The sequence below is a fragment of the Collinsella sp. An2 genome (assembly GCF_002160065.1).
Taxonomy (GTDB): Bacteria; Actinomycetota; Coriobacteriia; order Coriobacteriales; family Coriobacteriaceae; genus Limicola.
On sequence record NZ_NFJW01000004.1, the window covers coordinates 152,690 to 177,255 of the forward strand.

23 protein-coding genes are annotated in these 24,566 nt (G+C 62.9%); 22 read left to right on the forward strand and 1 reads right to left on the reverse strand.

Annotated elements, in window-relative coordinates:
* Positions 1–167: 167 nt before the first annotated feature.
* The gene (locus tag B5F33_RS04415; protein WP_087410583.1) at positions 168–1,958 is read right to left on the reverse strand and encodes an ABC transporter ATP-binding protein; all 1,791 of its coding nucleotides are present in this window, start codon (positions 1,956–1,958) and stop codon (positions 168–170) included.
* Positions 1,959–2,310: 352 nt separating this feature from the next.
* Here B5F33_RS04415 and rplJ point away from each other — a divergent pair, with 352 nt between their 5' ends.
* From rplJ to rplX, 22 genes are all read left to right on the forward strand, one after another.
* On the forward strand, positions 2,311–2,832 hold the full coding sequence (gene rplJ / locus B5F33_RS04420) for a 50S ribosomal protein L10 (RefSeq protein ID WP_087410584.1): 522 nt from the start codon (positions 2,311–2,313) through the stop codon (positions 2,830–2,832).
* A 107-nt stretch (positions 2,833–2,939) separates the two neighbouring features.
* Positions 2,940–3,320 (forward strand): 50S ribosomal protein L7/L12, encoded by a 381-nt coding sequence (gene rplL, locus B5F33_RS04425; RefSeq protein WP_087410585.1) that lies wholly within the window; start codon positions 2,940–2,942, stop codon positions 3,318–3,320.
* 1,097 nt (positions 3,321–4,417) lie between these two features.
* Positions 4,418–5,323, forward strand: coding sequence for a UTP--glucose-1-phosphate uridylyltransferase (locus B5F33_RS04430; protein WP_087410586.1), 906 nt, complete (start codon positions 4,418–4,420; stop codon positions 5,321–5,323).
* 391 nt (positions 5,324–5,714) lie between these two features.
* Positions 5,715–9,209, forward strand: coding sequence for a DNA-directed RNA polymerase subunit beta (locus B5F33_RS04435; RefSeq protein ID WP_255376247.1), 3,495 nt, complete (start codon positions 5,715–5,717; stop codon positions 9,207–9,209).
* A gap of 6 nt (positions 9,210–9,215) precedes the next feature.
* On the forward strand, positions 9,216–13,688 hold the full coding sequence (locus tag B5F33_RS04440) for a DNA-directed RNA polymerase subunit beta' (RefSeq protein WP_204214400.1): 4,473 nt from the start codon (positions 9,216–9,218) through the stop codon (positions 13,686–13,688).
* A gap of 269 nt (positions 13,689–13,957) precedes the next feature.
* A complete protein-coding gene (locus B5F33_RS04445; protein WP_087410589.1) occupies positions 13,958–14,257 on the forward strand; it encodes a LytTR family DNA-binding domain-containing protein in 300 nt (99 codons plus the stop codon).
* A 267-nt stretch (positions 14,258–14,524) separates the two neighbouring features.
* Positions 14,525–14,899: a 30S ribosomal protein S12 gene (gene rpsL, locus B5F33_RS04450; RefSeq protein WP_087205201.1), complete on the forward strand. Its 375-nt coding sequence runs from the start codon at positions 14,525–14,527 to the stop codon at positions 14,897–14,899.
* A gap of 85 nt (positions 14,900–14,984) precedes the next feature.
* Positions 14,985–15,458: a 30S ribosomal protein S7 gene (gene rpsG / locus B5F33_RS04455; RefSeq protein WP_087410590.1), complete on the forward strand. Its 474-nt coding sequence runs from the start codon at positions 14,985–14,987 to the stop codon at positions 15,456–15,458.
* Positions 15,459–15,478: 20 nt separating this feature from the next.
* Entirely contained in the window at positions 15,479–17,602 is a 2,124-nt protein-coding gene (fusA, locus tag B5F33_RS04460; protein ID WP_087410591.1) for an elongation factor G, read from the forward strand.
* Positions 17,603–17,669: 67 nt separating this feature from the next.
* Positions 17,670–17,978: a 30S ribosomal protein S10 gene (rpsJ, locus tag B5F33_RS04465; RefSeq protein WP_022386569.1), complete on the forward strand. Its 309-nt coding sequence runs from the start codon at positions 17,670–17,672 to the stop codon at positions 17,976–17,978.
* A 687-nt stretch (positions 17,979–18,665) separates the two neighbouring features.
* Positions 18,666–19,286, forward strand: coding sequence for a 50S ribosomal protein L3 (gene rplC, locus B5F33_RS04470; protein WP_087410592.1), 621 nt, complete (start codon positions 18,666–18,668; stop codon positions 19,284–19,286).
* A gap of 46 nt (positions 19,287–19,332) precedes the next feature.
* A complete protein-coding gene (gene rplD / locus B5F33_RS04475) occupies positions 19,333–19,959 on the forward strand; it encodes a 50S ribosomal protein L4 (RefSeq protein WP_087410593.1) in 627 nt (208 codons plus the stop codon).
* Positions 19,960–20,247: a 50S ribosomal protein L23 gene (gene rplW, locus B5F33_RS04480; RefSeq protein ID WP_087410594.1), complete on the forward strand. Its 288-nt coding sequence runs from the start codon at positions 19,960–19,962 to the stop codon at positions 20,245–20,247.
* A 172-nt stretch (positions 20,248–20,419) separates the two neighbouring features.
* Positions 20,420–21,250, forward strand: coding sequence for a 50S ribosomal protein L2 (rplB, locus tag B5F33_RS04485; protein ID WP_087410595.1), 831 nt, complete (start codon positions 20,420–20,422; stop codon positions 21,248–21,250).
* A 33-nt stretch (positions 21,251–21,283) separates the two neighbouring features.
* Complete coding sequence (gene rpsS / locus B5F33_RS04490) at positions 21,284–21,544, forward strand: 30S ribosomal protein S19 (RefSeq protein ID WP_022349932.1); 261 nt, start codon at positions 21,284–21,286, stop codon at positions 21,542–21,544.
* 14 nt (positions 21,545–21,558) lie between these two features.
* A complete protein-coding gene (gene rplV, locus B5F33_RS04495) occupies positions 21,559–21,930 on the forward strand; it encodes a 50S ribosomal protein L22 (RefSeq protein WP_087410596.1) in 372 nt (123 codons plus the stop codon).
* A 6-nt stretch (positions 21,931–21,936) separates the two neighbouring features.
* On the forward strand, positions 21,937–22,647 hold the full coding sequence (rpsC, locus tag B5F33_RS04500) for a 30S ribosomal protein S3 (RefSeq protein WP_087410597.1): 711 nt from the start codon (positions 21,937–21,939) through the stop codon (positions 22,645–22,647).
* Positions 22,647–23,075 (forward strand): 50S ribosomal protein L16, encoded by a 429-nt coding sequence (gene rplP / locus B5F33_RS04505; RefSeq protein ID WP_087410598.1) that lies wholly within the window; start codon positions 22,647–22,649, stop codon positions 23,073–23,075. Before rpsC ends, rplP begins: the two co-directional genes overlap by 1 nt.
* Complete coding sequence (gene rpmC / locus B5F33_RS04510) at positions 23,076–23,291, forward strand: 50S ribosomal protein L29 (RefSeq protein ID WP_087410599.1); 216 nt, start codon at positions 23,076–23,078, stop codon at positions 23,289–23,291.
* A 14-nt stretch (positions 23,292–23,305) separates the two neighbouring features.
* Positions 23,306–23,572: a 30S ribosomal protein S17 gene (gene rpsQ / locus B5F33_RS04515; protein ID WP_087410600.1), complete on the forward strand. Its 267-nt coding sequence runs from the start codon at positions 23,306–23,308 to the stop codon at positions 23,570–23,572.
* A 99-nt stretch (positions 23,573–23,671) separates the two neighbouring features.
* Entirely contained in the window at positions 23,672–24,040 is a 369-nt protein-coding gene (rplN, locus tag B5F33_RS04520) for a 50S ribosomal protein L14 (protein WP_019239652.1), read from the forward strand.
* Between the two features lie 18 nt (positions 24,041–24,058).
* On the forward strand, positions 24,059–24,382 hold the full coding sequence (gene rplX / locus B5F33_RS04525) for a 50S ribosomal protein L24 (RefSeq protein WP_087410601.1): 324 nt from the start codon (positions 24,059–24,061) through the stop codon (positions 24,380–24,382).
* The last annotated feature ends 184 nt before the right edge of the window (positions 24,383–24,566 follow it).

A 24,566-nucleotide genomic window follows, 5' to 3' on the forward strand; every position in this document is an offset into this window, starting at 1 on the left:
CGAGTGCCTTGCCCACGCCACAGTCCCGGCCGCATGGCCCGTCGCGCCGCCGGCCTAACCGCACGGTTCGTCGCGTCGCCGGCCCGGCCGCACGCCCACTGCGCCACGTCGACGCCTCCGACCAACGTCGCGCGCCGCGCCCAGCCCACACACCCGGCTCCGCGCTGCTACTCCGTGCCCAAAAACGCCCCCGACTGGCGGTTCCACAGCTGTGCGTACTCGCCGCCGGCGCGTACAAGCTCTTCGTGGCGGCCGTCTTCGACGATCGCTCCGTCGCGGATCACCACGATCCGGTCAAGGGCCGCCACGGTCGAGAGGCGATGTGCAATGACAAGCGACGTGCGTCCGCGCATGAGGTTCGCCAGCGCGTCTTGGATCAGTCGTTCGCTCTCGGAGTCCAGAGCGCTCGTTGCCTCGTCCAGCACAAGGATCGGCGCGTCAATGAGGATGGCGCGCGCGATGGCGATGCGCTGACGCTGCCCGCCAGAGAGCTTCACGCCGCGTTCACCCACCTGCGTATCAAAGCCGTGGGGCAGCCGCTCGATAAACTCCAGCGCATTTGCCTCGGCGGCAGCCTGGCGAATCTCCTCGTCCGTGGCACCGGGGCGGCCATAGGCGATGTTTTCACGCACGGTGCGATGGAACAGCAGCGGCTCCTGGGGCACGTACGCAATGTGCTGGCGCAGGCTCACCTGGCTTACATGTGCGATGTCCTGACCGTCGATGAGAATCTGTCCTCCCGAGAGGTCGGCAAGGCGCAGCAGCAGGGTCGTGAGCGTGGTCTTGCCGCTGCCGGACCGCCCGACAAGGCCCACGCGCTGGCCAGCGGGGATGCTCAGGCTAAAGTCGTGGAACACCGCGTCGTGCTCGCCAGCGTCGGCGTAGCTGAAATTCACGTGGCTAAAGTCGATGGCACCTGCTGGCACGACCAGATCGGGCGCGTGCGGGTCGTCCGCAACCAGACGGGGCTCGTCGAGGGCGACGGTCAGGTCGTGCGCCTCGCCGAACACGCGGTTGATCTGCTGGAACATCTGGGACAGCATGTTGAAGCGGTTGCAGAGGGTGTTCGTATACGTGAACATCATGACGAGCGTGCCGGCCGAGATGCCAAACCAGGCGCCGCCGCCCGCGATGAAGACCGCCGTGATGCCCATCATGAGCACGATGAGCGAGCTCGTGACGGCGCCGGTCTTGACCGTGCGGCGCATGCGCTGGCTGTCGGCGGCGCGTACCTCCTGGTTTGCCTGTTCAAAGAGGTCCTGCTCGTAGGCCTCGCGGCCGGCGGTCTTTACGGCCAAAATGTTGGTGATAGAGTCCGAAAGCTCGCCCGACAGGCGGTTTTGGGCGGCCGAGGCCGCGGCGTTGATGGGCAAGATCTTGCGGTAGAGCTTGAAGACGATCGCCACATAGACGGCAAGCACGAGCGCGAGGATACCCACGTAGGCTGGCACAAGCGGCGCGAGCATGCACAGCGTCAGGATCGCCGTCGTTGCGGTGGGCAGCACCGAGTAGGTGAAGTTGTCCATGAGCAGGCTGTACGCCGAGATGAATTTCTGGGTGGAGCTTACCAGCGAGCCTCCGAATCGGTTGGTGTGAAAGGTCATGGACTGGTTGGAAAGCGTGTCGAAGGCCTGACGCCCCAGCTCGTATCCGGCACGGATTTCCAGGCAGGCGCAGGTGTAGTCCTGCAGTTTGCTGCAGACCTGGCCGGCCACGTTTACCGCCACAAGCGCCACGATGTACGGGCCAAAGGTGGGGAGGACCTCCGAGGCGGTGACGTTGCCCGAGCCGACGAGGTCGACGATGGTGCCCACGATGAGCGGGTTCGCAAAGGTGAGGAAGAACACGTAGCCCAGGGTGACCGCCACATCGGCAACGAACATGGGCAGCTGGACACGGGTCACGGCCCAGTAGTAATGCAGCGTGCGCAGGGTCACGGATCGCGTACGTTTGGCCATGGAAGTCCTTTCGACGTCGTGTGGCCCGTATGGTACCGTACTCTTTATACTCCTCGCGGTTCATTGCAGCAGGATATGTGGAGACATGGCGGTTGTCCGGCGGTCCTTGCTTGACGTCGCTGCCTGCAGCCGGCATACTATCCCGTGGTTCACGCACGAACCCGCTGCCAGAGACAGCCGGTGCCGAGGGCTCGCCCAAGGCTCAAAGGGGGTACCCGCCAGCCGAGGTGGTCGAGTAGATTTGCCTTCTCGCCCCCGTCGCTCATGCAGCGCGGGGGTTTCTCTTTTTCGAGGCATCCCCGCCACTCTGCGGAGGGTCGTGCCCGGAAAGATTTAGAGGAGGTGTACACGAATGCCCCAGCAGTACAAGATCGACAAGGTCGCCGAGATCGAGTCCCGTATCGCCGAGAACAACGGCGTCTTCGTGGTTGGCTACAACGGCCTCACCGTGAAGCAGGCTCAGGAGCTGCGTCACCAGCTTCGTGAGGTCGGTGCCGAGATGAAGGTGTATAAGAACAACCTCGTCCGCCTGGCCCTCAAGAACCAGGAGCAGCCCGAGATCGACGAGATTCTCGCCGGCCCGCTCGCCTACGTCTTCTATGCAAACGAGCCCGTTGAGCCCGCCAAGGCGCTCAAGGAGTTCGCTACGAAGTCGAAGGGCGTGCTCGAGATCAAGGGTGGTATCTCCGAGGGGAAGGCTGTGACCGCCGAGGAGGTCAACGCCATCGCCGACCTGCCCACCAAGGATCAGCTGCTTGGCCAGATCGCCGGCCTTATCAACGGCTTCGCTCGCGACATCGCGGTTTGCGTCAACGGTGTGTCCAGCGGTCTCGCCCGTCAGATCCAGCAGATCTCCGAGCAGAAGGCTGCCTAGTGTGGCCGTGCGGCAATATCGCCGCGCACCGACGCGCCCAGCGCGTCGCCTGACATGTTTTTCAGCTCCGCGTCCCTGTGGCGCGGGAACCGAAAGGATTAGTTAAAATGGCTAAGCTTACCACCGATGAGATCATCGAGGCTCTGAAGGAAATGACCCTGCTCGAGGCTTCCGAGCTGGTCAAGGCTATCGAGGACACCTTCGGCGTGTCCGCCGCTGCTCCGGCTGCCGTCATGGCTGCCCCGGCTGCTGGCGCTGGCGCTGCCGAGGAGGAGAAGACCGAGTTTGACGTCGTGCTCGAGGGCTTCGGCGACAACAAGATTCAGGTCATCAAGGTCGTCCGTGAGCTCACCTCCCTTGGCCTCAAGGAGGCCAAGGAGGTCGTCGAGGGCGCTCCCAAGGCCGTTCTCGAGGGTGTCAAGAAGGAGGACGCCGAGGCCGCCAAGGAGAAGCTCGAGGCCGCTGGCGCTGCTGTCTCCCTCAAGTAAGTGCTCGCAGACGTATCGTCTGCCGCTTCAGGGGCTCCACAGAAATGTGGGGCCCCTTTTTTCATATGAGTTGAATTTGGCGACCGAGAGGCGAGGGACTTTGGCGACCGAGAGGCGAGGGACCTTAGCGGCCGAGAGCTTTTGGTGACCGAGAGGCATTGCGAGCGACCAATCCGCCCGTAAGGCGCTGAAACGGTCGTATCGCATACCAAGGGGATGGGGCAGGGCAGACCGGAACTGAGCGTCGGCGGCCGCATATTTCGCCGAGGCTCGCTTTTGCCGCAGAATCGGGGAAGATTCCGGGGAATTACTGAGCGTCGACGGATCTCGTTGGCACGTGAACATGGCGGAGATGGATTGGACACGCATATCGTTCTATAACCCGACTTTGGCCGCCGAGGGGTTAGGTGCCCAGTAGCCCTGCGGGCAATCAGAGAAGCTGCTTCGCGGGCGGCGCGTGGCGGGGGAGCTCCCCTCCGGCGGATGGTCAAGAACGTTGCCCGCTGGGCAGGATACTCGCGCTACCAGCGTGTCGCTGGTCAATCTTCTCCTCCGCTGGGTACGGCATGTGCGCGACGGTGCCGTCGTTGGTCAAAAGCCTCGTCCGCTGGGCATCAAGCCGTCGGGTGAAGAGATCCTGTTGGTCAATTTGAGTGACCCCTGGGCAAAAGAGGCTCGTTATAGGCGAGCGAGGCGCGCGCTTACGTCTTGTAGTTGCCCAGGCGAGCATGCAATTGACCACCTAGGGGCTGTGGCGGCGCAATCGTTGCCCAGCGCTCACCATAATTGACCAACGAGGGGACGCGTCGCTTAGGGGCGCGTCGCCTCGGTCACCTGCTCGCATATGGCTATCTGTTCGTATGTAGCCACCGGCTTGCATATGGCCACCGGCTTGCATGCATCCATCCGCTCGCCTGCAAAAACAAGCCGGCCACAGACGCTAGGGCTGCAGCACCTTGTGATTTGCTTGAGATTTTTTCCTATTGGTGTGTATCGCGGTACTATTGCTTGCGTATTGCGTACCTATGTCTTCCGACACGCGAACGTCGGGGGGCACACATTTGCGCCGTTTTCCTTGGCGCCCGAAAGGAACCTCAATGAAGGCCATCATCCCCGCCGCAGGCCTCGGGACCCGCTTCCTGCCGTCGACGAAGTGCACGCCCAAAGAGATGCTGCCGGTGCTCGACAAGCCGGTCATTCAGTACGTGGTGGAGGAGGCGCTCGAACCCGAAGAGGTCGATGACGTCATTATCGTCACGTCGCCGGGTAAGCCCGAGCTCCTCAATTACTTCCAGCCCGACCGCTCGCTTGAGAGCCTGCTGCGCGACCGCGGCAAGGGTGCCTACGCCGATGCCGTGGCTGCCGTAGGGTCGCTTCCGGTGGACTTCCGTTATCAGTATGAGCCCAAGGGCCTTGGACATGCGATTCGCTCGGCAGCCGATGCGTGCGCCGGCGAGAGCTTCCTGGTGCTTCTGGGCGACTACGTGGTTCCGGCGCGCGACATCTGCACGAAGATGCTCGAGGTCTCGCGTGCGCACGGCGGCGCCTCGGTAATCGCCGTTGCTCCGTGCGCTCCCGACGAGGTCAGCCGTTACGGCGTCGTCGCGGGCGAGCGTGCAGGTTCGCTTCCCGGCTCCGAGGACGTGGCCGATGACGAGCCCGGTGCCGTGTGGCGCGTTTCGGGCCTCGTGGAGAAGCCTGCGCCCGAGGAGGCTCCGTCCAACCTGTACATCGTGGGCCGCTACCTGCTGTCGGCACACGTCATGGAGCTCCTTGAGGACCAGGAGCCCGGCGCGGGCGGCGAGATCCAGCTCACCGACGCCATGGCTCGCTCGCTCGACCGCGAGAACATGTATGCCGTGGTCATCGACCCGCTTTCCGGCTACGATACGGGCACCCCGTCCGGTTGGATGGCGACGAACGCCCTCATGGCTTCCGAGGACCCGCGTTTCCGCGACGCCTTCTGGGAGGCCATCGACGAACGCGGTGGCCTTAAGCGCTAGGCGTTTCGCACGCAGAGCTGGCCACGGCGGGCGCTCGTCCTGCACGGGGCAGAGGCGTCGTCCCGCATGGGGCAGACGCTCCCGTGCCTCGCAGGTTACAACCGCATAACGCATTCGCCTCGACGCCCCGCCGCCCGGTGGGGCGTCGCTTGTTTAGCTCCATCTAAAACCCATGAACATATGTTCGTAACAAGGGTAAATACCTGCGGAAATACTCGAAAAAAAAGTTTGCTACCCCAAGAGCGCTCACGAGTCAAGCATTTTCTTGCTTAACGGTAGGTCATTGGTAAACTTATAGGTTGCGATAACTGGCTAGAGGCATCGCCATGCCCATGGGCTCCCGGCGACCTCGGCCATACACCCGCCTTTTTCTTGAAGGAGGAAACACCTGGTGGCAACGATTATCCCGCAAGCAACACCAACCGAGCGTGCGCGCGTCAACTTCGGGAAGATCCCGCAGGCGATGCCGCTGCCCAACCTCATCTCCGTGCAGAAGGAGTCCTTCCAGCGGTTCATGGGAGAGGGGCTCCGCGAGGCCTTCAAAGAGTCCAGCCCCATCCAGAGCCAGAACCACGTGCTGGAGGTCACCTTCGGCGAGCACCAGTTCGGCGACCCGTCTCACACGGTCGACGAGTGCCGCGAGAAGGACATGACCTATCAGGCTCCGCTGCTCACCGACGTCCGTCTTACCAACAAGGAGACCGGCGAGATCAAGGAGCAGCTGGTGTTCATGGGAGACTTCCCCATGATGACCGAGCAGGGCACCTTCATCATCAACGGTACCGAGCGTATCGTGGTCTCGCAGCTCGTGCGTTCGCCGGGTGTGTACTACTCCACCGAGATGGACGGCGGCAAGCAGGTCTACAAGGCGCAGATCATCCCTGCGCGCGGTGCCTGGCTTGAGTTCGAGGTCGACAAGCGCGACCAGCTCGTCGTGTCCATCGACCGCAAGCGCAAGCAGTCCGCCACCATGTTCCTGCGCGCCCTGGGCATCGCCGTCACCAACGACGAGATCTTCCAGCTCCTGGGCGACTCCGACGTGGTGAAGCGCACCATCGAGCGCGACACCGCCCTTACGCGTGAGGACGCCCTCATCGAGATCTATCGCCGTCTGCGCCCGGGCGAGCCGCCCACCGTGGACGCCTCCCGCAGCCTCCTCGAGGGCCTGCTGTTCAACTCGCAGCGCTATGACCTGGCGCGCGTGGGCCGTTACAAGGTGAACAAGAAGCTGGGCCTCACCACCGGCGAGGACGTGCAGATCCTCACCGACGAGGACATCATCGCCACCCTGCGCTACCTGCTGAGCCTTGCCGCCGGCGAGCCGGGCTTCAAGACCGACGACATCGACCACTTCGGCAACCGCCGCGTGCGCACCGTGGGCGAGCTCGTCGCCAACCAGTTCCGCATCGGCATGAGCCGTATGGAGCGCGTCGTCCGTGAGCGCATGAGCTCGCAGGACATCGACGAGATCACCCCGCAGTCGCTCATCAACATCCGCCCGATCGTGGCGGCCATCAAGGAGTTCTTCGGCTCCTCGCAGCTCTCGCAGTTCATGGATCAGGCGAACCCGCTGACGGGCCTTACCCACAAGCGCCGCCTCTCCGCGCTCGGCCCCGGCGGCCTGGCTGGTCACAAGTCCGGCTCCTCCCGCCGCACCAACGTGCCGACGGCCGTCCGCGACGTCCACAACTCGCACTACAGCCGCATGTGCCCGATCGAGACCCCCGAAGGTCCCAACATCGGCCTGATCGGCTCGCTCGCCCTCTATGCGCGCGTGAACGAGTACGGCTTCATCGAGGCTCCGTATCGCCGCGTTGAGAACGGCCACGTCACCGACCAGATCGACTGGATGACGGCCGACGAGGAAGAGGACCACATCATCGCGCCGGCGAACACCCCGATCGACTCCAAGACGGGCGAGTTCGTCACCCTTGACGCCGACGGCAACCTGGTGCGCCCGCACACGATCGTCGCCCGTACGCGCGACTTCGACGGCTCCTTCGGCGCCCCGGCCGACGTGCCCGTGGACGACGTCGACTACATGGACGTCTCGCCGCGCCAGATGATCTCGGTCGCCGCCTGCCTCATTCCGTTCCTCGAGCACGATGACGCCAAGCGTACCCTCATGGGTGCGAACATGCAGCGTCAGGCTGTGCCGCTCGTGCATCCGGCCGCCCCGTACGTGGGCACCGGCATGGAGCGTCGCGCTGCGCTCGACTCCGGCGAGGTCACGCTGGCCAAGCACGCCGGCGAGGTCATCTTTGCCGACGCCTCCAAGATCACCATCAAGAGCGCCGAGGGCCTGGACGAGTACAAGCTGCCCAAGTACCAGCGCTCCAACCAGTCGACCTGCATCAACCACCGCCCGCTCGTGCGCGTGGGCGACGAGGTCACCGAGGGTCAGCCCATCGCTGACGGCCCGTCCACGGACCACGGCGAGCTCGCGCTTGGCCAGAACCTGACCGTGGCCTACATGAGCTGGGAAGGCTACAACTACGAGGACGCTATCGTGGTGTCCGAGCGTGTGGTGGCCGAGGACCTGCTCACGACCATCAACATCACCCGTCACGAGATCGACGCCCGCGACACGAAGCTCGGCCCCGAGGAGATCACCCGCGAGATTCCGAACCTCTCTGAGGACATGCTCGCGAACCTCGACGAGGACGGCATCATCCGCATCGGCGCCGAGGTCGGCCCGGGCGACATCCTGGTGGGCAAGGTCACCCCGAAGGGCGAGAGCACCCAGACCGCCGAGGAGCGCCTGCTCAAGGCCATCTTCGGTGCCAAGGCCCATGACGTGCGCGACACCTCGCTCAAGATGCCGCACGGCGCCTACGGCCGCGTTATCGATGTCGTGCGCTTCAGCCGCGATGCCGGCGACGACCTGGCGCCCGGCGTGAACGAGCAGGTGCGTGTCTACGTCGCGCAGCGCCGTAAGATCCAGCAGGGCGACAAGATCGCCGGCCGCCACGGCAACAAGGGCGTCATCTCCGAGATCCTGCCTGTCGAGGACATGCCCTACATGGCCGACGGCACCCCGGTCGACATCATCCTGAACCCGCTCGGCGTGCCTTCGCGTATGAACGTGGGCCAGCTGCTCGAGTGCCACCTGGGTTGGGCCGCTGCCTGCGGTTGGGATCCCGACAACGCCGAGTCCGACACCTACGTGCCCGGCCCGTTCTTCGTCTCGACGCCGGTTTTCGACGGCGCCTCCGAGGACGAGATCGCCGAGGTCATCCGCCGTGCGAACCGCAACATGATCAACCTGGCGCGCGAGCGCTATGGCGAGAAGATGCGCCCCGAGTTCGTCACGCAGCTCGACGAGCGCGGCAAGACCACGCTGTATGACGGCCGCTCCGGCGAGGAGTTCCGCGAGCCGATTACCGTGGGCACCTCCTACATGCTCAAGCTCGGCCACATGGTAGACGACAAGATTCACGCGCGTTCGACCGGCCCGTACAGCCTCGTGACCCAGCAGCCGCTGGGCGGCAAGGCGCAGTTCGGTGGCCAGCGCTTCGGAGAGATGGAGGTGTGGGCCCTGTACGCATACGGCGCCGCCAACGTGCTGCAGGAGATCCTCACCGTCAAGTCCGACGACACCGTGGGCCGCGTCAAGACCTACGAGGCCATCGTCAAGGGCGAGAACATCCCCACGGCCGGCGTGCCCGAGTCCTTCAAGGTTCTCGTGAAGGAGATCCGCTCGCTCGCGCTCGACATCGAGCCGCTCCACGACGCCGAGCCTGCGGCCGCCGCGGCTGAGGCCGAGGATGACGCCGACGAGCTCGATCCGTTCGCCGACCTGCCTGCCCTCGACGACGAGGCTGCCGCCGAGCCCGCCGAGGACACCGCCGAAGAGCTCACCGCCACCACCACAGAGAAGGAGTAGTTGACTGTGGCAGAATTCGAAGCTACTGATTTTGATGCGGTAAAGATCTCGCTTGCCAGCGCCGACCAGATCCGCTCGTGGTCCTACGGCGAGGTCAAGAAGCCCGAGACGATCAACTACCGCACCCTGAAGCCCGAGAAGGACGGCCTGTTCTGCGAGAAGATCTTCGGTCCTGCCAAGGACTGGGAGTGCTCCTGCGGCAAGTACAAGGGCATCCGCTTCAAGGGCATCGTCTGCGAGCGCTGCGGCGTGGAGGTCACCACGTCCAAGGTGCGCCGCGAGCGCATGGGCCACATCGAGCTCGCCGCTCCCGTGAGCCACATCTGGTACTTCAAGAGCCCCACGACCTTCCCCATGAGCCGTCTTCTGGACATCAAGTCCAAGGACCTCGAGAAGGTGCTCTACTTTGCCAGCTATATCATCACGCACGTGGACTACGAGGCCCGCGAGGCGGACGCCGAGGACCTTCGTGAGGAGCTCGCGGCCGACCTCGAGGAGCTCGACGCCGAGTGCGCGCGCCAGATTGAGAGCCTCAAAGAGCAGGGCAACCCCGAGAACTTCGACGAGTTCTCCGACGAGGAGCCCCTCACCCAGGAGGAGATCGCTGCCGGCATCGTGGACATCCAGGAGGAGACCCGCGACGAGAAGCAGCTGCGCTCCGACGCCTTCCAGGCGTTCATGAAGCTCCAGGAGCGCGACCTCATCTCCGATGAACCGCTGTTCCGCGAGATGAAGCGCTACTACAGCATGTACTTCTCCGGCGACATGGGCGCCGAGGCCATCCGCGACCTGCTCTCGGCCATCGACCTGGAGCAGGAGGCCGAGAAGCTCAAGGCCATCATCGCCGACGAGGATGGCCAGAAGCAGAAGCGCGAGAAGGCCGTGAAGCGCCTTGAGGTCGTCGACGCGTTCCTCAAGGGCCACAACGACCCGGCCAACATGATTCTCGACGTCATCCCGGTCATTCCGCCCGACCTGCGCCCGATGGTGCAGCTCGACGGCGGCCGCTTCGCCGCGTCCGACCTGAACGACCTGTATCGCCGCGTGATCAACCGCAACAACCGTCTGAAGCGCCTGCTCGACCTGGACGCCCCTGCGATCATCGTGAACAACGAGAAGCGCATGCTCCAGGAGGCCGTGGACGCCCTGTTCGACAACGGCCGTCGTGGACGCCCGGTGTCCGGCCGCGGCGGCCGCCCGCTGAAGTCGCTCGCCGAGTCCCTCAAGGGTAAGCAGGGCCGCTTCCGCCAGAACCTGCTGGGCAAGCGTGTCGACTACTCCGGCCGTTCGGTTATCGTTACCGACCCGAAGCTCAAGCTGCATCAGTGCGGCCTGCCCAAGACCATGGCCCTCGAGCTCTTCAAGCCCTTCGTCATGAAGCGCCTCGTGGAGCTTGGCAAGGTCGAGAACATCAAGGGCGCCAAGCGCGCCATCGACCGCGGCGCCAGCTTCGTGTGGGACATCCTCGAAGAGGTCATCGACGGCCGTCTGGTGCTCCTCAACCGTGCACCGACCCTGCACCGCCTGTCCATCCAGGCCTTCGAGCCCGTGCTGGTCGAGGGTAAGGCCATCCACCTGCACCCGTTGGTCTGCGAGCCCTTCAACGCCGACTTCGACGGCGACCAGATGTCGGTCCACGTGCCGCTGTCCCAGCAGGCACAGGCCGAGGCCCGCGTGCTCATGCTTTCGAGCAACAACCTGCGTTCGCCGGCATCCGGCAAGCCCGTCAACACCCCGCGTCAGGACATGATCATCGGCGTGTACTACCTCACCCAGATGCGTGAGGGCATGCAGGGCGAGGGCCATGTGTTCGCGAGCTTCGACGATGCGCTTAACGCCTACGACGCCCGCACCGAGATCGACCTTCAGGCGAAGGTCCTGGTGCGCGTCTCGGCCGCCGAGGCCAACGTGATTAACGAGGACGGCACCCGCCTGTTCCGCGTGAACAACGGTGGCGGCGACGTGGTGGACTACGATGTGACGGGTTCCAAGACCTGCCGCTTCGAGACCACCATCGGACGCATCGTCTTCAACCGTCAGTGCCTGCCCGACGACTATGAGTTCATCAACTACAAGATGGGCTCCGGCGACGTGAAGCGTCTCGTGGCCGAGTGCTGCGACCGCTACCCGGCCTCCGAGGTCGCGCCGATCCTCGACAACATCAAGTTCACCGGCTTCCACTACGCTACGCGCGCAGGCCTTACGATCTCGCTGTGGGACGCCCTCATCCCTGAGGAGAAGCCCGAGATCCTGGCCAAGACGCAGGCCGACGTGGACCAGATCAACGAGTACTTCGAGGATGGCTTCATCAACGAGCAGGAGCGTCACACCGAGGTCGTTAACGCCTGGACCGCCGCGACCGATAAGGTTGCAGCCCTCATGCTCGACATGTTCGACGAGGAGAACCCGCTCTACATGATGGCCGACTCCGGCGCCCGTGGTTCTAAGACCCAGCTGCGTCAGCTCGGCGGCATGCGCGGCCTTATGGCGGACATGTCTGGTGAGACGATCGACCTGCCCATTAAGGCTAACTTCCGCGAGGGCCTGCTGCCGCTCGAGTACTTCATCTCGACCTACGGCGCTCGTAAGGGCCTCGTCGACACCGCGTCGCACACCTCTGACTCCGGTTACCTTACCCGTCGTCTGGTCGACGTGGCGCAGGACGTCATCGTGCGCGAGGAGGACTGCGGCACGACCGAAGGCGTGACCTACAAGCTCACCCTGCCCGAGACCGGCGAGATCAACGCCGACCTCGTGGGCCGCTGCTTCATCGAGGACGTCGTGGCTGCCGACGGCACCACGCTCTTCCACGCGGATGACTACATCGAGAGCACCGACGACATCAAGAAGATGCTCGACGCCGGCCTCACCAAGGTGAAGCTGAGGGCGCTCCTCACCTGCCGTTCCAAGTACGGCGTGTGCCAGAAGTGCTACGGCTGGGACCTCTCCACGCGTCGTCCGGTTGCCATCGGCACCGCGGTGGGCATCATCGCCGCCCAGTCGATCGGCGAGCCCGGTACGCAGCTTACAATGCGTACCATTCACTCCGGCGGCGTCGCGGGCGTCGACGACATTACGCAGGGTCTGCCTACGGTCGGCCGTATGTTTGACGTCGTCGGCAACGTGAACGAGAAGATCCTGGGCCGCGAGGCAGACCTTGCCCCGCACTCCGGCATGCTCTCGATCAAGCCTGAGAAGTCCGAGTACGTGCTCACCATCACCGACCGCGACAACCCCGGCCGCATCATCGACGAGATCCGCGTCCCGGCGTCCGTGCGCTTCATGCCCGGCATCGAGGACGGCGCCGAGATCCGCGCCGGCGACCAGCTCACCAAGGGCTTCGTGAACTTCCGCAACCTGCGTAAGCTCACCGACATCGAGTCGACGATGCACACCTTCGTGCAGTCGGTCAAGGAGGTCTACACCTCGCAGGGCGTCGACCTGAACGACAAGCACATCGAGGTCATTGCACGTCAGATGCTGCGTCGCGTTCAGATCACCAACCCCGGCGACTCCAAGTACCTGCTGGGCCAGTACGTCGACCGCTATGAGTTCGCCGACGAGGTCGAGCGCGTCGCCCGCATCGGTGGCACCGCTCCTTCTGCCGAGCCGGCCATTCTGGGTACGCTCAAGGTTGCCTCGAGTATCGACTCCTGGCTGTCCTCCGCCTCGTTCATCCGTACGGCGGGCGTCCTCACCGAGGCCGCCATCGAGGGCAAGGTCGACCACCTGCTGGACCTCAAGTCCAACGTCATCGTGGGCAAGAAGATCCCCGCAGGTACCGGCCTCAAGCCGTATGCCAACGCGACGCTTACCTATCGCACCGCGGACGGCTACCAGGCCATCGACGGCCCGACGTCGCCCAACGCCAAGACCCTGCCCGACTGGGCGCCCGAGGAGCTCAAGGAGCTCGACGAGCAGCTGCCGCAGCAGGTCGACTGGGCGAGCTTCGATGAGTACGGCAGCCCGGACGGGTCCTTTACCCGCAACGGCCGCACGATCTCTGCCGAGGACGCGCGTCTGTACCTGTTCGACGACCTGGGCGTGTCGCAGCGCTGGACCAACAAGTTCAGCGAGGTCGGCATCGAGACCGTCGGTGATCTCGTGGGCAAGTCCGAGGAGGACCTGCTTCGCATCGACGGCATCGGCGCGAAGGCCATCGAGGAGCTCCGCGACGGCCTTGAGGCCCATAACCTGCTCTTCATCCTCGACAACAACGACGATGTCGCGGATGAGGAGGACCTCTCCCAGCTGCTGCAGATGGTGTTCTCGCCGGACGGCCCGGACGACATCCTGCTGGGCACCTCGGCGCCGCGCCACTACGACGACGAGGAGATGATCGGCGCCCCTGCCGAGAGCTCTTCGAAGAGCAACAGCTCCGGCGTCATCAACGAGGACATGGCCTCGCTCGACGAGCTGCTGAACCAGTTGGTCGACACCGACGATAACGACGACTCCGACGAGGAGACGATCGGCTAGAAGCCTCGGCGATAGTGTGCATGTGCGGCGGCCCGCTTCCTCAGGGAGGCGGGCCGCTTTTCTATGGAAACGCTGAATATGGGCCTTCGCGACGACCCTCAGCACGTTCGATTCGGAAAAGGGCGTCCCTTTCCGGAATCGCCGAGTAGACTCTTAAGCTCCGATCCATCTACCAGGTGTTTTGTCAGTCCAACATACTTGTCTACTCGGCCAATCGCGTTTCGGACGCCCTTTTCCGAAGCGAGTGAGCATGAGGAGGCGCGGGGGCGATGATGATGTCCACGTCGCATCTCACCGTGCAGCGCGGTTCGGCCCTGGTGCGCCTGCCGCTCGCAAGCATTATCTATCTGGAGTCACAGCATCACTACCTGGTGATTCACACGCCAAGCGGGGCGTTTCGCCTACGCGAGAAGATCTCGGCCTATGCCGCGCGTCTCGCCGGGGAGGGTTTTACACGCATCCACCGCTACTACGTGGTCAACGATGCGTGGGTGAGTCGGCGATCAGCCGCGGCAGTGGAACTTACCACCGGCGATCAGCTTCCCGTCGGCCGCCGTTATCGCCTGTAGGACCGCGACCTGTTGGGAACATGGGGACCGGTGTGCTATTCCCACGTTTGGGAGTAACGCACCCGTCTCCGCATGCTCAGCTACCTCGCATGTGAAGATTTTCCGCAATTGACGGCAAATACAGAGACGCCCGGACGCGTGGTCTGTTGACACCGCAGGCCCGGGCGCGTATGCTTGCGAACTGCGTGTTTCGAAGGTGGATGCTGACGCCTCGATTCAAGCCGTTGCACCAAGTAAAGCTGGAATCATCTGAAGAAGGAGTACGCTTTGCCTACTATTAACCAGCTGGTCCTCAAGGGCCGCAAGTCCAAGCCTGCGAAGTCCAAGAACGCGGCTCTCCAGCACAACCCGCAGAAGCGCGGCGTGTGCACCCGTGTGTTCACCACCTCTCCCAAGAAGCCGAACTCGGCCCTTCGTAAGGTCGCCCGTGTTCGTCTGGTCAACGGCATCGAGGTCACCGCTTACATCCCCGGTGAGGGCCACAACCTCCAGGAGCACTCCATCGTCGCCATCCGTGGCGGCCGTGTGCGTGACCTGCCTGGTGTTCGTTACAAGATTATCCGCGGCGCCTATGACTGCGCTCCGGTCAACAACCGCAAGCAGTCCCGCTCCCGCTACGGCGCGAAGCGTCCGAAGAACTAACACGAGACACCCACGTAACGCCGGGTAGGGCCTCGCGCCCGCATAACAGCTAGAGCAACCCGGCAGATACCGAAGGAGATTTTTCATGCCGCGTCGTGCATCCAAGACTCATCGTCGCGAGGTTCAGCCTGATGCTGTCTACAACAACCGCCTCGTGACTCAGCTCATCAACAAGGTCCTTCTCGACGGCAAGAAGTCCGTCGCCGAGCGCATCGTCTACGATGCCTTCGACATCGTTGCCAAGAAGTCCGAGCAGGACGCCCTGGCCGTCTTCAAGAAGGCTATGGAGAACGTCAAGCCCACGCTCGAGTGCAAGCCCAAGCGCGTCGGTGGCGCCACCTATCAGGTGCCTATGGAGGTCAACTCCCGTCGTTCCACCCAGCTGGGCATCCGCTGGATCGTGAACTTCTCCCGCGCTCGCAAGGAGAAGACCATGGCCGAGCGTCTGGCCAACGAGATCCTCGACGCCTCCAACGGCGTTGGCGCTTCCGTGAAGCGTCGTGAGGACGTCTTCAAGATGGCCGAGGCCAACCGCGCGTTCTCTCACTATCGCTGGTAATCCAGGAAGGGTAGATACTCATGGCTAAGGCTAAGTACAAGCTTTCCGACACCCGCAACATCGGCATCATGGCTCACATCGACGCCGGTAAGACCACCACGACCGAGCGCATCCTGTACTACACGGGCAAGACCCACAAGATCGGCGAGGTCCACGAGGGCGCTGCCACCATGGACTGGATGGTCCAGGAGCAGGAGCGCGGCGTGACCATTACCTCTGCTGCCACCACGTGCTTCTGGCACAAGGGAGGCAAGGCCGGCGAGGGTCCTGCTTACCGTATTCAGATCATCGACACCCCGGGCCACGTGGACTTCACGGCCGAGGTCGAGCGTTCGCTGCGCGTCCTCGACGGCGCTGTGGCTGTGTTCGACGCCGTTGCCGGCGTTCAGCCCCAGTCCGAGACCGTGTGGCGCCAGGCCCGCAACTTCAACGTCCCCCGCATCGCGTTCATCAACAAGTATGACCGCGTGGGCGCCGACTTCTGGCACGCCATCGACACCATGAAGGAGCGCCTGAACGCCAACGCAGTGGCCATTCAGGTCCCGATGGGCGCCGAGGATCAGTTCTGGGGCGTCATCGACCTCGTCACCATGACCGCATGGGACTTCAAGGCCGACGACAAGGGCATGACCTACCCCGAGCCGATGGACGAGATCCCTGCCGAGTTCGCCGAGATTGCCGCTGAGAAGCGCGCCGAGCTGCTCGACGCTGCCGCCGAGTACGACGACGAGCTCATGATGATGGTTCTCGAGGACGAGGAAGTCCCCGTGGACATGCTCAAGGCTGCCATCCGCAAGGGCGTGCTTGCCAACGAGCTCAACCCGGTTCTCGTGGGCTCCGCCTACAAGAACAAGGGCGTCCAGGAGCTGCTCGACGCTGTCGTCGACTACCTCCCGAGCCCGCTCGACGTTCCGCCGGTCGAGGGCACCGATCCCGAGACGGGCGAGACCGCCACGCGCGCTGCCAGCGAGGACGAGCCGTTCTCCGCGCTCGCCTTCAAGATCGCTACCGACCCCTACGTCGGTAAGCTCACGTTCTTCCGTGTCTACTCCGGTCACGTTGACGCCGGCTCCTACGTGGTGAACGCCACCAACGGCCAGCGCGAGCGCTTCGGCCGCATCCTCGAGATGAACGCCAACGACCGTATCGACGTCGACGGCGCTCACACGGGCGACATCCTGGCAGCCGTGGGTCTCAAGAACACCACCACCGGTGACACCCTGTGCGAGGAGGGCCACGAGATCATCCTCGAGTCCATGGAGTTCCCCGACCCGGTTATCGACGTCGCCGTCGAGCCCAAGACCAAGGCCGAGCAGGACAAGATGTCCATGGCTCTTGCCAAGCTCGCCGAGGAGGACCCGACCTTCCAGGTGCGCACCGACCACGAGACCGGCCAGACCATCATCGCCGGCATGGGCGAGCTGCACCTCGAGATCATCATCGACCGTCTGCTCCGCGAGTTCAAGGTCGAGGCTAACGTTGGTAAGCCCCAGGTTGCCTACCGCGAGGCTCCGGGTCACGACGTCGATCGTGCCGAGGGCAAGTTCGTCCGTCAGTCCGGTGGTCGTGGTCAGTACGGTCACGCCGTCATCAAGCTGGAGAAGATGGAGGAGGGCTTCGGCTACGAGTTCGTCAACGCCATCGTCGGCGGTGTCGTGCCGAAGGAGTACATCCCGTCCATCGACAAGGGTATCCAGGAGGCCCTGGAGACCGGTGTCATCGCCGGCTACCCGGTGGTCGACGTCAAGGTGACCCTGTTCGACGGTTCTTACCACGAGGTCGACTCCTCTGAGGCTGCGTTCAAGATCGCCGGTTCCATGGCTATCAAGGACGCCCTCAAGAAGTCCGACCCGATCCTGCTCGAGCCGATGATGGCCGTTGAGGTCGAGACCCCCGAGCAGTACATGGGCGACGTCATGGGCAACCTCTCTGGTCGTCGTGGCAAGATCGAGGGCATGGACGACCGCTCCGGCAACAAGGTCATTCGCGCCAAGGTGCCGCTGGGCGAGATGTTCGGTTACGCTACCGACCTTCGTTCGCAGACCCAGGGCCGTGCGTCCTACACCATGCAGTTCGACTCCTACGAGCCGGCGCCCAAGTCGGTCACCGATGAGGTCGTCAGCAAGGCTGGCGGCAACGCGTAGGCTCTCGCGATCAATTGTGTAAGGTACTCATCGCGAGGAAGCCCTCGCACTTCTATTGGAGGTAACGTTGTCTAGCCAGAAGATCAGGATTCGCCTCAAGGGCTATGATCACGAGGTTGTGGATCAGTCCGCGAAGCTCATCGTCGACACCGCTCAGAAGACCGGTGCCCGCGTGTCCGGCCCCATCCCGCTGCCGACTGAGCGCAACCTGTACACGGTCATCCGCTCACCGCACGTCGACAAGGACAGCCGTGAGCAGTTCGAGATGCGCACCCACAAGCGCCTCATCGACATCCTTGACCCCACCAGCGGCACCGTCGATTCGCTGATGCGTCTCGACCTCCCCGCGGGTGTGGACATCGAGATTAAGCTCTAGGTTTAGCTACTAGAGTCTAGGCTCTTTACAAGAACCCCCAAGGTACGTTGGAGTATCCACGTGCTTTGGGGGTTCTTTTTTTGCTGGTATGTGCGGCTGATTAAGCTCGTTGGTGGTGCCCACCGTTGAGCATATCGTCTTTTGAGCTGAGGATCCTTCCTGGGCTTACGGGTGGGGATCTCACCTGACGTGCCAGCTATCGAGTTACGTGCGGAGTTCTCCAGTTGCGTGCGGCGAATTCACGTTGCATGCCTGCTATTAAAATTGATAGAGGTTTTCGGCCATAATTGCCTCCAAATGAGGGTGATTATGGCTGAATCGCGCACGCAACTCTCATTGGGCGTACGCAACTCGCAAACGCCGTACGCAACTTCCGTTGGACGCACGTTACTCGAAAACACGTCGCAACACACCACGACACGCCAAGCGATGCCACAACACGTCACACGCCCTGCTCAGGCTAGCAATTCCTTTGTGAGCAATACATGGAGACGCCCGTGCGCGTGTATACTAAGCAGCTGTGTCAAACGGGGAGGATTCTGTCTCGACGACTTGCCGCATTATGGGTTGCGCGGCGCCAGAAGGACGGAATGCAAGCCGCGAAGCACAAGTTGGTAGTGGTCCTCTAGGGGCATCCGCAAGGGGCGGATGCAATGTCCCAAGACCACCGAGAGTTAGGATCATTGAATGATCAGCATGATTCTCGGCCGCAAGATCGGTATGACCCAGGTGTGGGACGAGAACGATAACGTCGTCCCCGTCACGGTCATCCAGGCTGGCCCCTGCGCCGTCTCGCAGGTTAAAACTAAGGCGACCGACGGTTACGATGCCGTCCAGATTGGTTTTGGCGCCATCAAGGCCAAGAACGTCAACAAGCCCATGGCGGGTCACTTTGCCAAGGCTGGCGTCGAGCCCGTCCGCTACCTCCGCGAGGTCCGCGTCGAGAACGGCGAGGATCACAAGGTGGGCGAGGTCGTCACCGTCGCCGACTTCGCCGACGTCGCCAAGGTTGATGTCATTGGCACCTCCAAGGGTAAGGGCTTCCAGGGTCGCATCAAGCGTTGGGGACAGCGCCGCGGTCCTATGACCCACGGTTCCCACTTCAAGCGTCACCCCGGCTCCATCGGCCAGTGCGCCTACCCGGCGCGCGTCCTCAAGGGCGTCAAGATGGCTGGTCACATGGGTAACGAGCGCGTGACCGTGAAGAACCTGTCCGTTGTCCGCATCGATGCCGAGCAGAACCTCATTCTCGTCAAGGGTGCCGTCCCTGGCGCGAAGAACGGTCTGGTCGCCATCCGTATGGCTTAAGGGCCAGTCCCTATAACGCCCAGCGTCATACCAAGGAGAACACAGAATGTCTAAGTTTGAAGTCAAGAACAGCGAGGGTGCAAAGGTCGCCGAGACCGAGCTCTCCGCTGCGGTGTACGGCATCGAGCCGAACACCCACGTCATGCATCACATCGTCAAGTGCCAGATGGCCTGCTGGCGTCAGGGCACCCAGTCCACCAAGGGTCGCAGCGACGTCTCCGGTGGCGGTGCCAAGCCGTGGCGTCAGAAGGGCACCGGTCGTGCTCGCCAGGGTTCGACCCGCGCCGGCCAGTGGCGTCATGGTGGCGTCATTCACGGCCCGAAGCCGCGTCTGTACACCAAGCGCATGAACAACAAAGAGGTCAAGCTCGCTATGCGTTCCGCGCTTTCCGCTAAGGTGCGCGACAACGAGCTCGTGCTCGTGGACGACTACGGCTTCGAGAAGCCCAGCACCAAGGCTGCCGTCGCCATGCTCAAGGCACTCGGCCTCGAGGGCAAGCGCCTCACGATCATCGTCCGCGAGGACGACGTGAACGCGTTTCTGTCGTTCCGCAACATCCCCAAGACGTTCATCATCACGCCGCAGGAGGCCAACACCTACGACCTCATTAACAACGGCGCTCTGCTGATGCCCGCCGACGTCGCTGCTCACTTCGGGGAGGTGCTTGCATAAATGACCGCCCACGAGATCATCATTCGCCCGATCGTTTCCGAGCGTTCGTTCTCGCTCATGGAGCAGAACAAGTACACGTTCGAGGTCGCTCGCGACGCGAACAAGTATCAGATCAAGGACGCCGTCGAGGAGCTCTTCTCCGTTCACGTTACGAGCGTCAACACCATTAACGTGAAGCCGAAGAAGAAGCGCGTGCGTTACGTTGCCGGCTACACTCGTCAGTGGAAGAAGGCTGTCGTCACCATCGCCGAGGGTGAGTCCATCGAGATCTACGGCAACCAGGCCTAGTTTCTCGGATTGTCTTGTCGCCTCCCGCAAGGGAGGCGAGGGTCAAAGTGGTTCCGGGCCCAGAATATGGAGCCGCCCGGTACCGTGGTAATCCGGTGTCGTCGCACCCCGAGGTCTAACCTCACATCCCTGCCTGCGACGGCCAACGGATAGAAGTTGAAAGGGATAGGGAATGGCTGTAAAGCATCTTAAGCCGACCAGCGCGGGTCGCCGTTGGCAGACGATCTCTGACTTTGCCGAGATCACCTGCACCAAGCCCGAGAAGTCGCTTCTCGAGCCGCTGCCCAAGAAGGCCGGTCGCAACAACCAGGGCCGCATCACGACCCGCCATCAGGGCGGTGGCGTGAAGCGCCGTTATCGTCGCATCGATTTCAAGCGCAACAAGGACGGCGTGCCCGCCAAGGTTGCCACGATCGAGTACGACCCCAACCGCTCCGCTCGCATCGCGCTGCTCCACTATGTGGACGGCGAGAAGCGCTACATCCTGGCCCCCAAGGGCCTCAACGTCGGTGACATGGTCGTCTCCGGCCCCGACGCCGACATCAAGCCCGGCAACGCGCTTCCGCTCGCCGACATCCCCGTCGGTACGCTGATCCACGCTGTCGAGTTCCAGCCCGGCAAGGGCGCCGCGATCGCCCGTTCCGCCGGCAACTCCTGCCAGCTCATGGGCAAGGAGGGCAAGTACGCCATCCTGCGTATGCCGTCCTCCGAGATGCGTCGCGTGCTGGCTACCTGCCGCGCCACCGTTGGTGAGGTCGGCAACGCCGAGCACTCCAACATCGTCATCGGCAAGGCCGGTCGTAAGCGTCATATGAACGTCCGTCCCACCGTCCGTGGTACGGTCATGAACCCGGTCGACCACCCGCACGGCGGCGGCGAGGGCAAGAACCACACCTCCGGTCGTCCGTCTGTCACTCCTTGGGGCAAGCCGACGAAGGGCTATCGTACGCGCAAGAAGAAGAAGACGTCGAACAGCCTCATCATCCGTCGTCGCAAGAAGTAGTTTTCGGATACCGAGTATTAGGAGTAAGCACCTATGAGCAGAAGTCTCAAAAAAGGGCCGTTCGTGGAAGCTCGCCTTCTCTCGCGTATCGTCGCGATGAACGAGGCTGGCAAGAAGGACGTCGTGAAGACCTGGTCCCGCGCGTCCACCATCTTCCCCGAGATGGTCGGTCATACCATCGCTGTACACGACGGCCGCAAGCATGTGCCGGTCTACGTCACCGAGTCCATGGTCGGTCATAAGCTCGGCGAGTTCGCGCCGACTCGTACGTTCCGTGGCCACAAGGCCAAGTAGGGGGTTTCACGTAAATGGCAACTAAAGCTACCGATACCGAGACCCGCGAGGTGCGCGCCGTCGCCAAGTACGTGCGCGTGTCCCCCAGCAAGGCTCGCCTCGTGGTCGATCTCATCCGTCGCAAGTCTGTCGCACAGGCTTTCGACATCCTGCATTTCTGCGAACGCGCCGTGGCCGTGGACGTCGAGAAGGTCCTGCGCTCTGCCGTCGCGAACGCTGAGAACAACAACGGCATGCGCGCCGACAACCTCGTGGTTGCCAAGGCGTATGTCGACGAGGGCCCGACGCTCAAGCGCATCCGTCCTCGCGCCAAGGGCTCCGCTTCCCGCATCCTGAAGCGCACGAGCCACATCACCGTCGTCGTCGCTCCTCGAAAGGAGGCATAACGAGCCATGGGTCAGAAAGTCTACCCCACCGGTTTCCGTCTCGGCATCACCGAGAACTGGCGCTCCCGCTGGTTCGCGGACAAGAATTATGCCGAGACCCTTGGCAACGACCTTGAGATCCGCAAGTTCCTGGCCAAGCGCCTCCATCGTGCCGCCGTCTCCCGCGTGGAGATCGAGCGCGCCGGCGATAAGGTGAAGGTCATCATCCTCACCGCCCGCCCCGGCATCGTCATCGGCAAGAAGGGCTCCGAGATCGACGCTCTTCGCACCGAGCTCGAGAAGGTCGCTGGTGTTTCCAAGGGCCAGCTCTCCGTGGACGTCATCGAGGTCAAGCGCCCCGAGCTCGACGCCACGCTCGTTGCTCAGTCCATCGCTGAGCAGCTCGAGGGCCGCGTCGCCTTCCGTCGCGCCATGCGCAAGGCCGTCCAGTCCGCTCGCAAGGCTGGCGCCAAGGGCATCCGTATCCAGTGCTCCGGCCGTCTCGGCGGCGCCGAGATGGGCCGCCGAGAGTGGTACCGCGAGGGTCGTGTGCCGCTGCACACCCTGCGTGCCAAGATTGACTATGGCACCGCCACCGCTCACACCACCATGGGTTCCACGGGCGTGAAGGTTTGGATTTACCTGGGCGAGAAGCTCCCGGGCCAGCCTGTCCCGAACCCTGCGCTCGAGGGCTCCAGCCGTCCTCGTCGTCGTAATTCCGAGAGGAGGGGTCAGTAGTGCTTGCCCCTAAGCGTGTTCTTCACCGCAAGGTGCAGCGTGGCTCCATGAAGGGCCATGCCAAGGGTAACACCGAGCTGCATTTCGGTGATTACGGCATCAAGGCTCTCGAGGCCCACTGGATCACCAACCGCCAGATCGAGGCTGCCCGTGTCGCCATGACCCGTTATATGAAGCGTGGCGGCCGCGTGTTCATCACGATCTTCCCCGATAAGCCCATCACCAAGAAGCCGGCCGAGACCCGCATGGGTTCCGGTAAGGGCAATCCCGAGGAGTGGGTGGCCGTCGTCAAGCCGGGCCGTATCATGTTCGAGATCTCCGGCGTTGCCGAGCCCGTCGCCCGTGAGGCGCTCCGCCTGGCTCAGCACAAGCTGCCCATCAAGACCAAGATCGTTTCCCGCGCAGATCAGGACGGGGAGGATAAGTAAATGAAGCCCGCAGAGATTCGTGAGCTCTCCGACGACCAGCTCGTCGAGAAGCTGAAGGAATGCCGCGCTGAGCTGTTCAACCTTCGTTTTCAGATGGCTACCAGCCAGCTCGACAATACCGCTCGCGTCAAGACCGTGAAGAAGGATATTGCTCGTATCCTCACGGAGCAGCGCGCCCGTGAGATTGCAGCGGAGAAGACCGCTGCCGCTAAGTAGACCTGGAGTGAAGCATGACTGAAACGACTGAGCGTAATTCGCGCAAGGTCCGTACGGGCGTCGTTGTCTCCATCTCTGGCAACAAGACTATCGTTGTCCAGACCATGGAGCGTAAGCGTCATCCCAAGTACGGCAAGATGATGACCACCACCAAGAAGCTTCATGCGCACGATGAGGAGTGCACTGCCAACGTGGGCGACCGTGTCCGCGTCATGGAGACTCGTCCTCTGTCCAAGATGAAGCGTTGGCGTCTTGTCGAGATTATCGAGCGCGCCAAGTAAGCTGTCTTAAGACGTATCCGTCGGCGATGTGCGCCGCGTGACCTACGGTCGCTCATGCGCGTGCGCACCTCTCGCTGACCGAAGTTCGGAGGAACTACCATGATTCAAATGCAAACCATGCTCAACGTCGCCGACAACTCCGGTGCGCGCAAGGTTCGCTGCATCAAGGTGCTTGGCGGTTCCAAGCGCCGTTATGCGGGAATCGGTGACGTGATCGTGGCTGCCGTCCAGGAGGCCACCCCTGGCGCCAACGTCAAGAAGAAGGACGTTGTGAAGTGCGTCGTCGTCCGTACGGTGAAGGAGGTCCGTCGTAAGGACGGTTCCTACATCCGCTTCGACGACAATGCCTGCGTCGTCATCAACAACGACGGCTCGCCGGTTGGCACCCGTATCTTCGGGCCTGTGGCGCGTGAGCTGCGCGACAAGAAGTACATGAAGATCGTCTCGCTTGCTCCCGAGACCCTGTAAAGAAAGGAGAGAGCACCTATGGGCATGTCCATCAAGAAGGGCGACACCGTCAAGATTCTCTCCGGCAAGGATCGCGGCAAGCAGGGCACCGTTCTGCGCGCGTATCCCGCTGAGGGCAAGATCAAGGTCGAGGGCGTCCAGATGGTCAAGAAGGCCGTCCGTCCCAACCAGCAGAACCAGCAGGGCGGCATCGTTTCGCAGGAGGCCAAGATCGACGCCTCCAATGCTATGCTCGTGTGCCCCAAGTGCGGCGCTGCCACGCGTGTGGGCCACAAGCAGGGTGAGCTTGACGGCAAGCGCACCAAGATTCGCGTCTGCAAGAAGTGCGGCCACGAGTTCTAAGTTCTAACCCTTATGGTTTGAACCGTATGCCCCTGTCCGGGATTCCCGGACAGGGGCATTTTCGTATTCATGGACTTTAGTCCGTGCCGCGCGGCACGCGCGGCGCAGAAAACCACCCGCTGTGCGGGTGGATGGCACTAGATGCTATGCAACGAGGCCCCTTCCCCTCTAGCATGGTGATTGT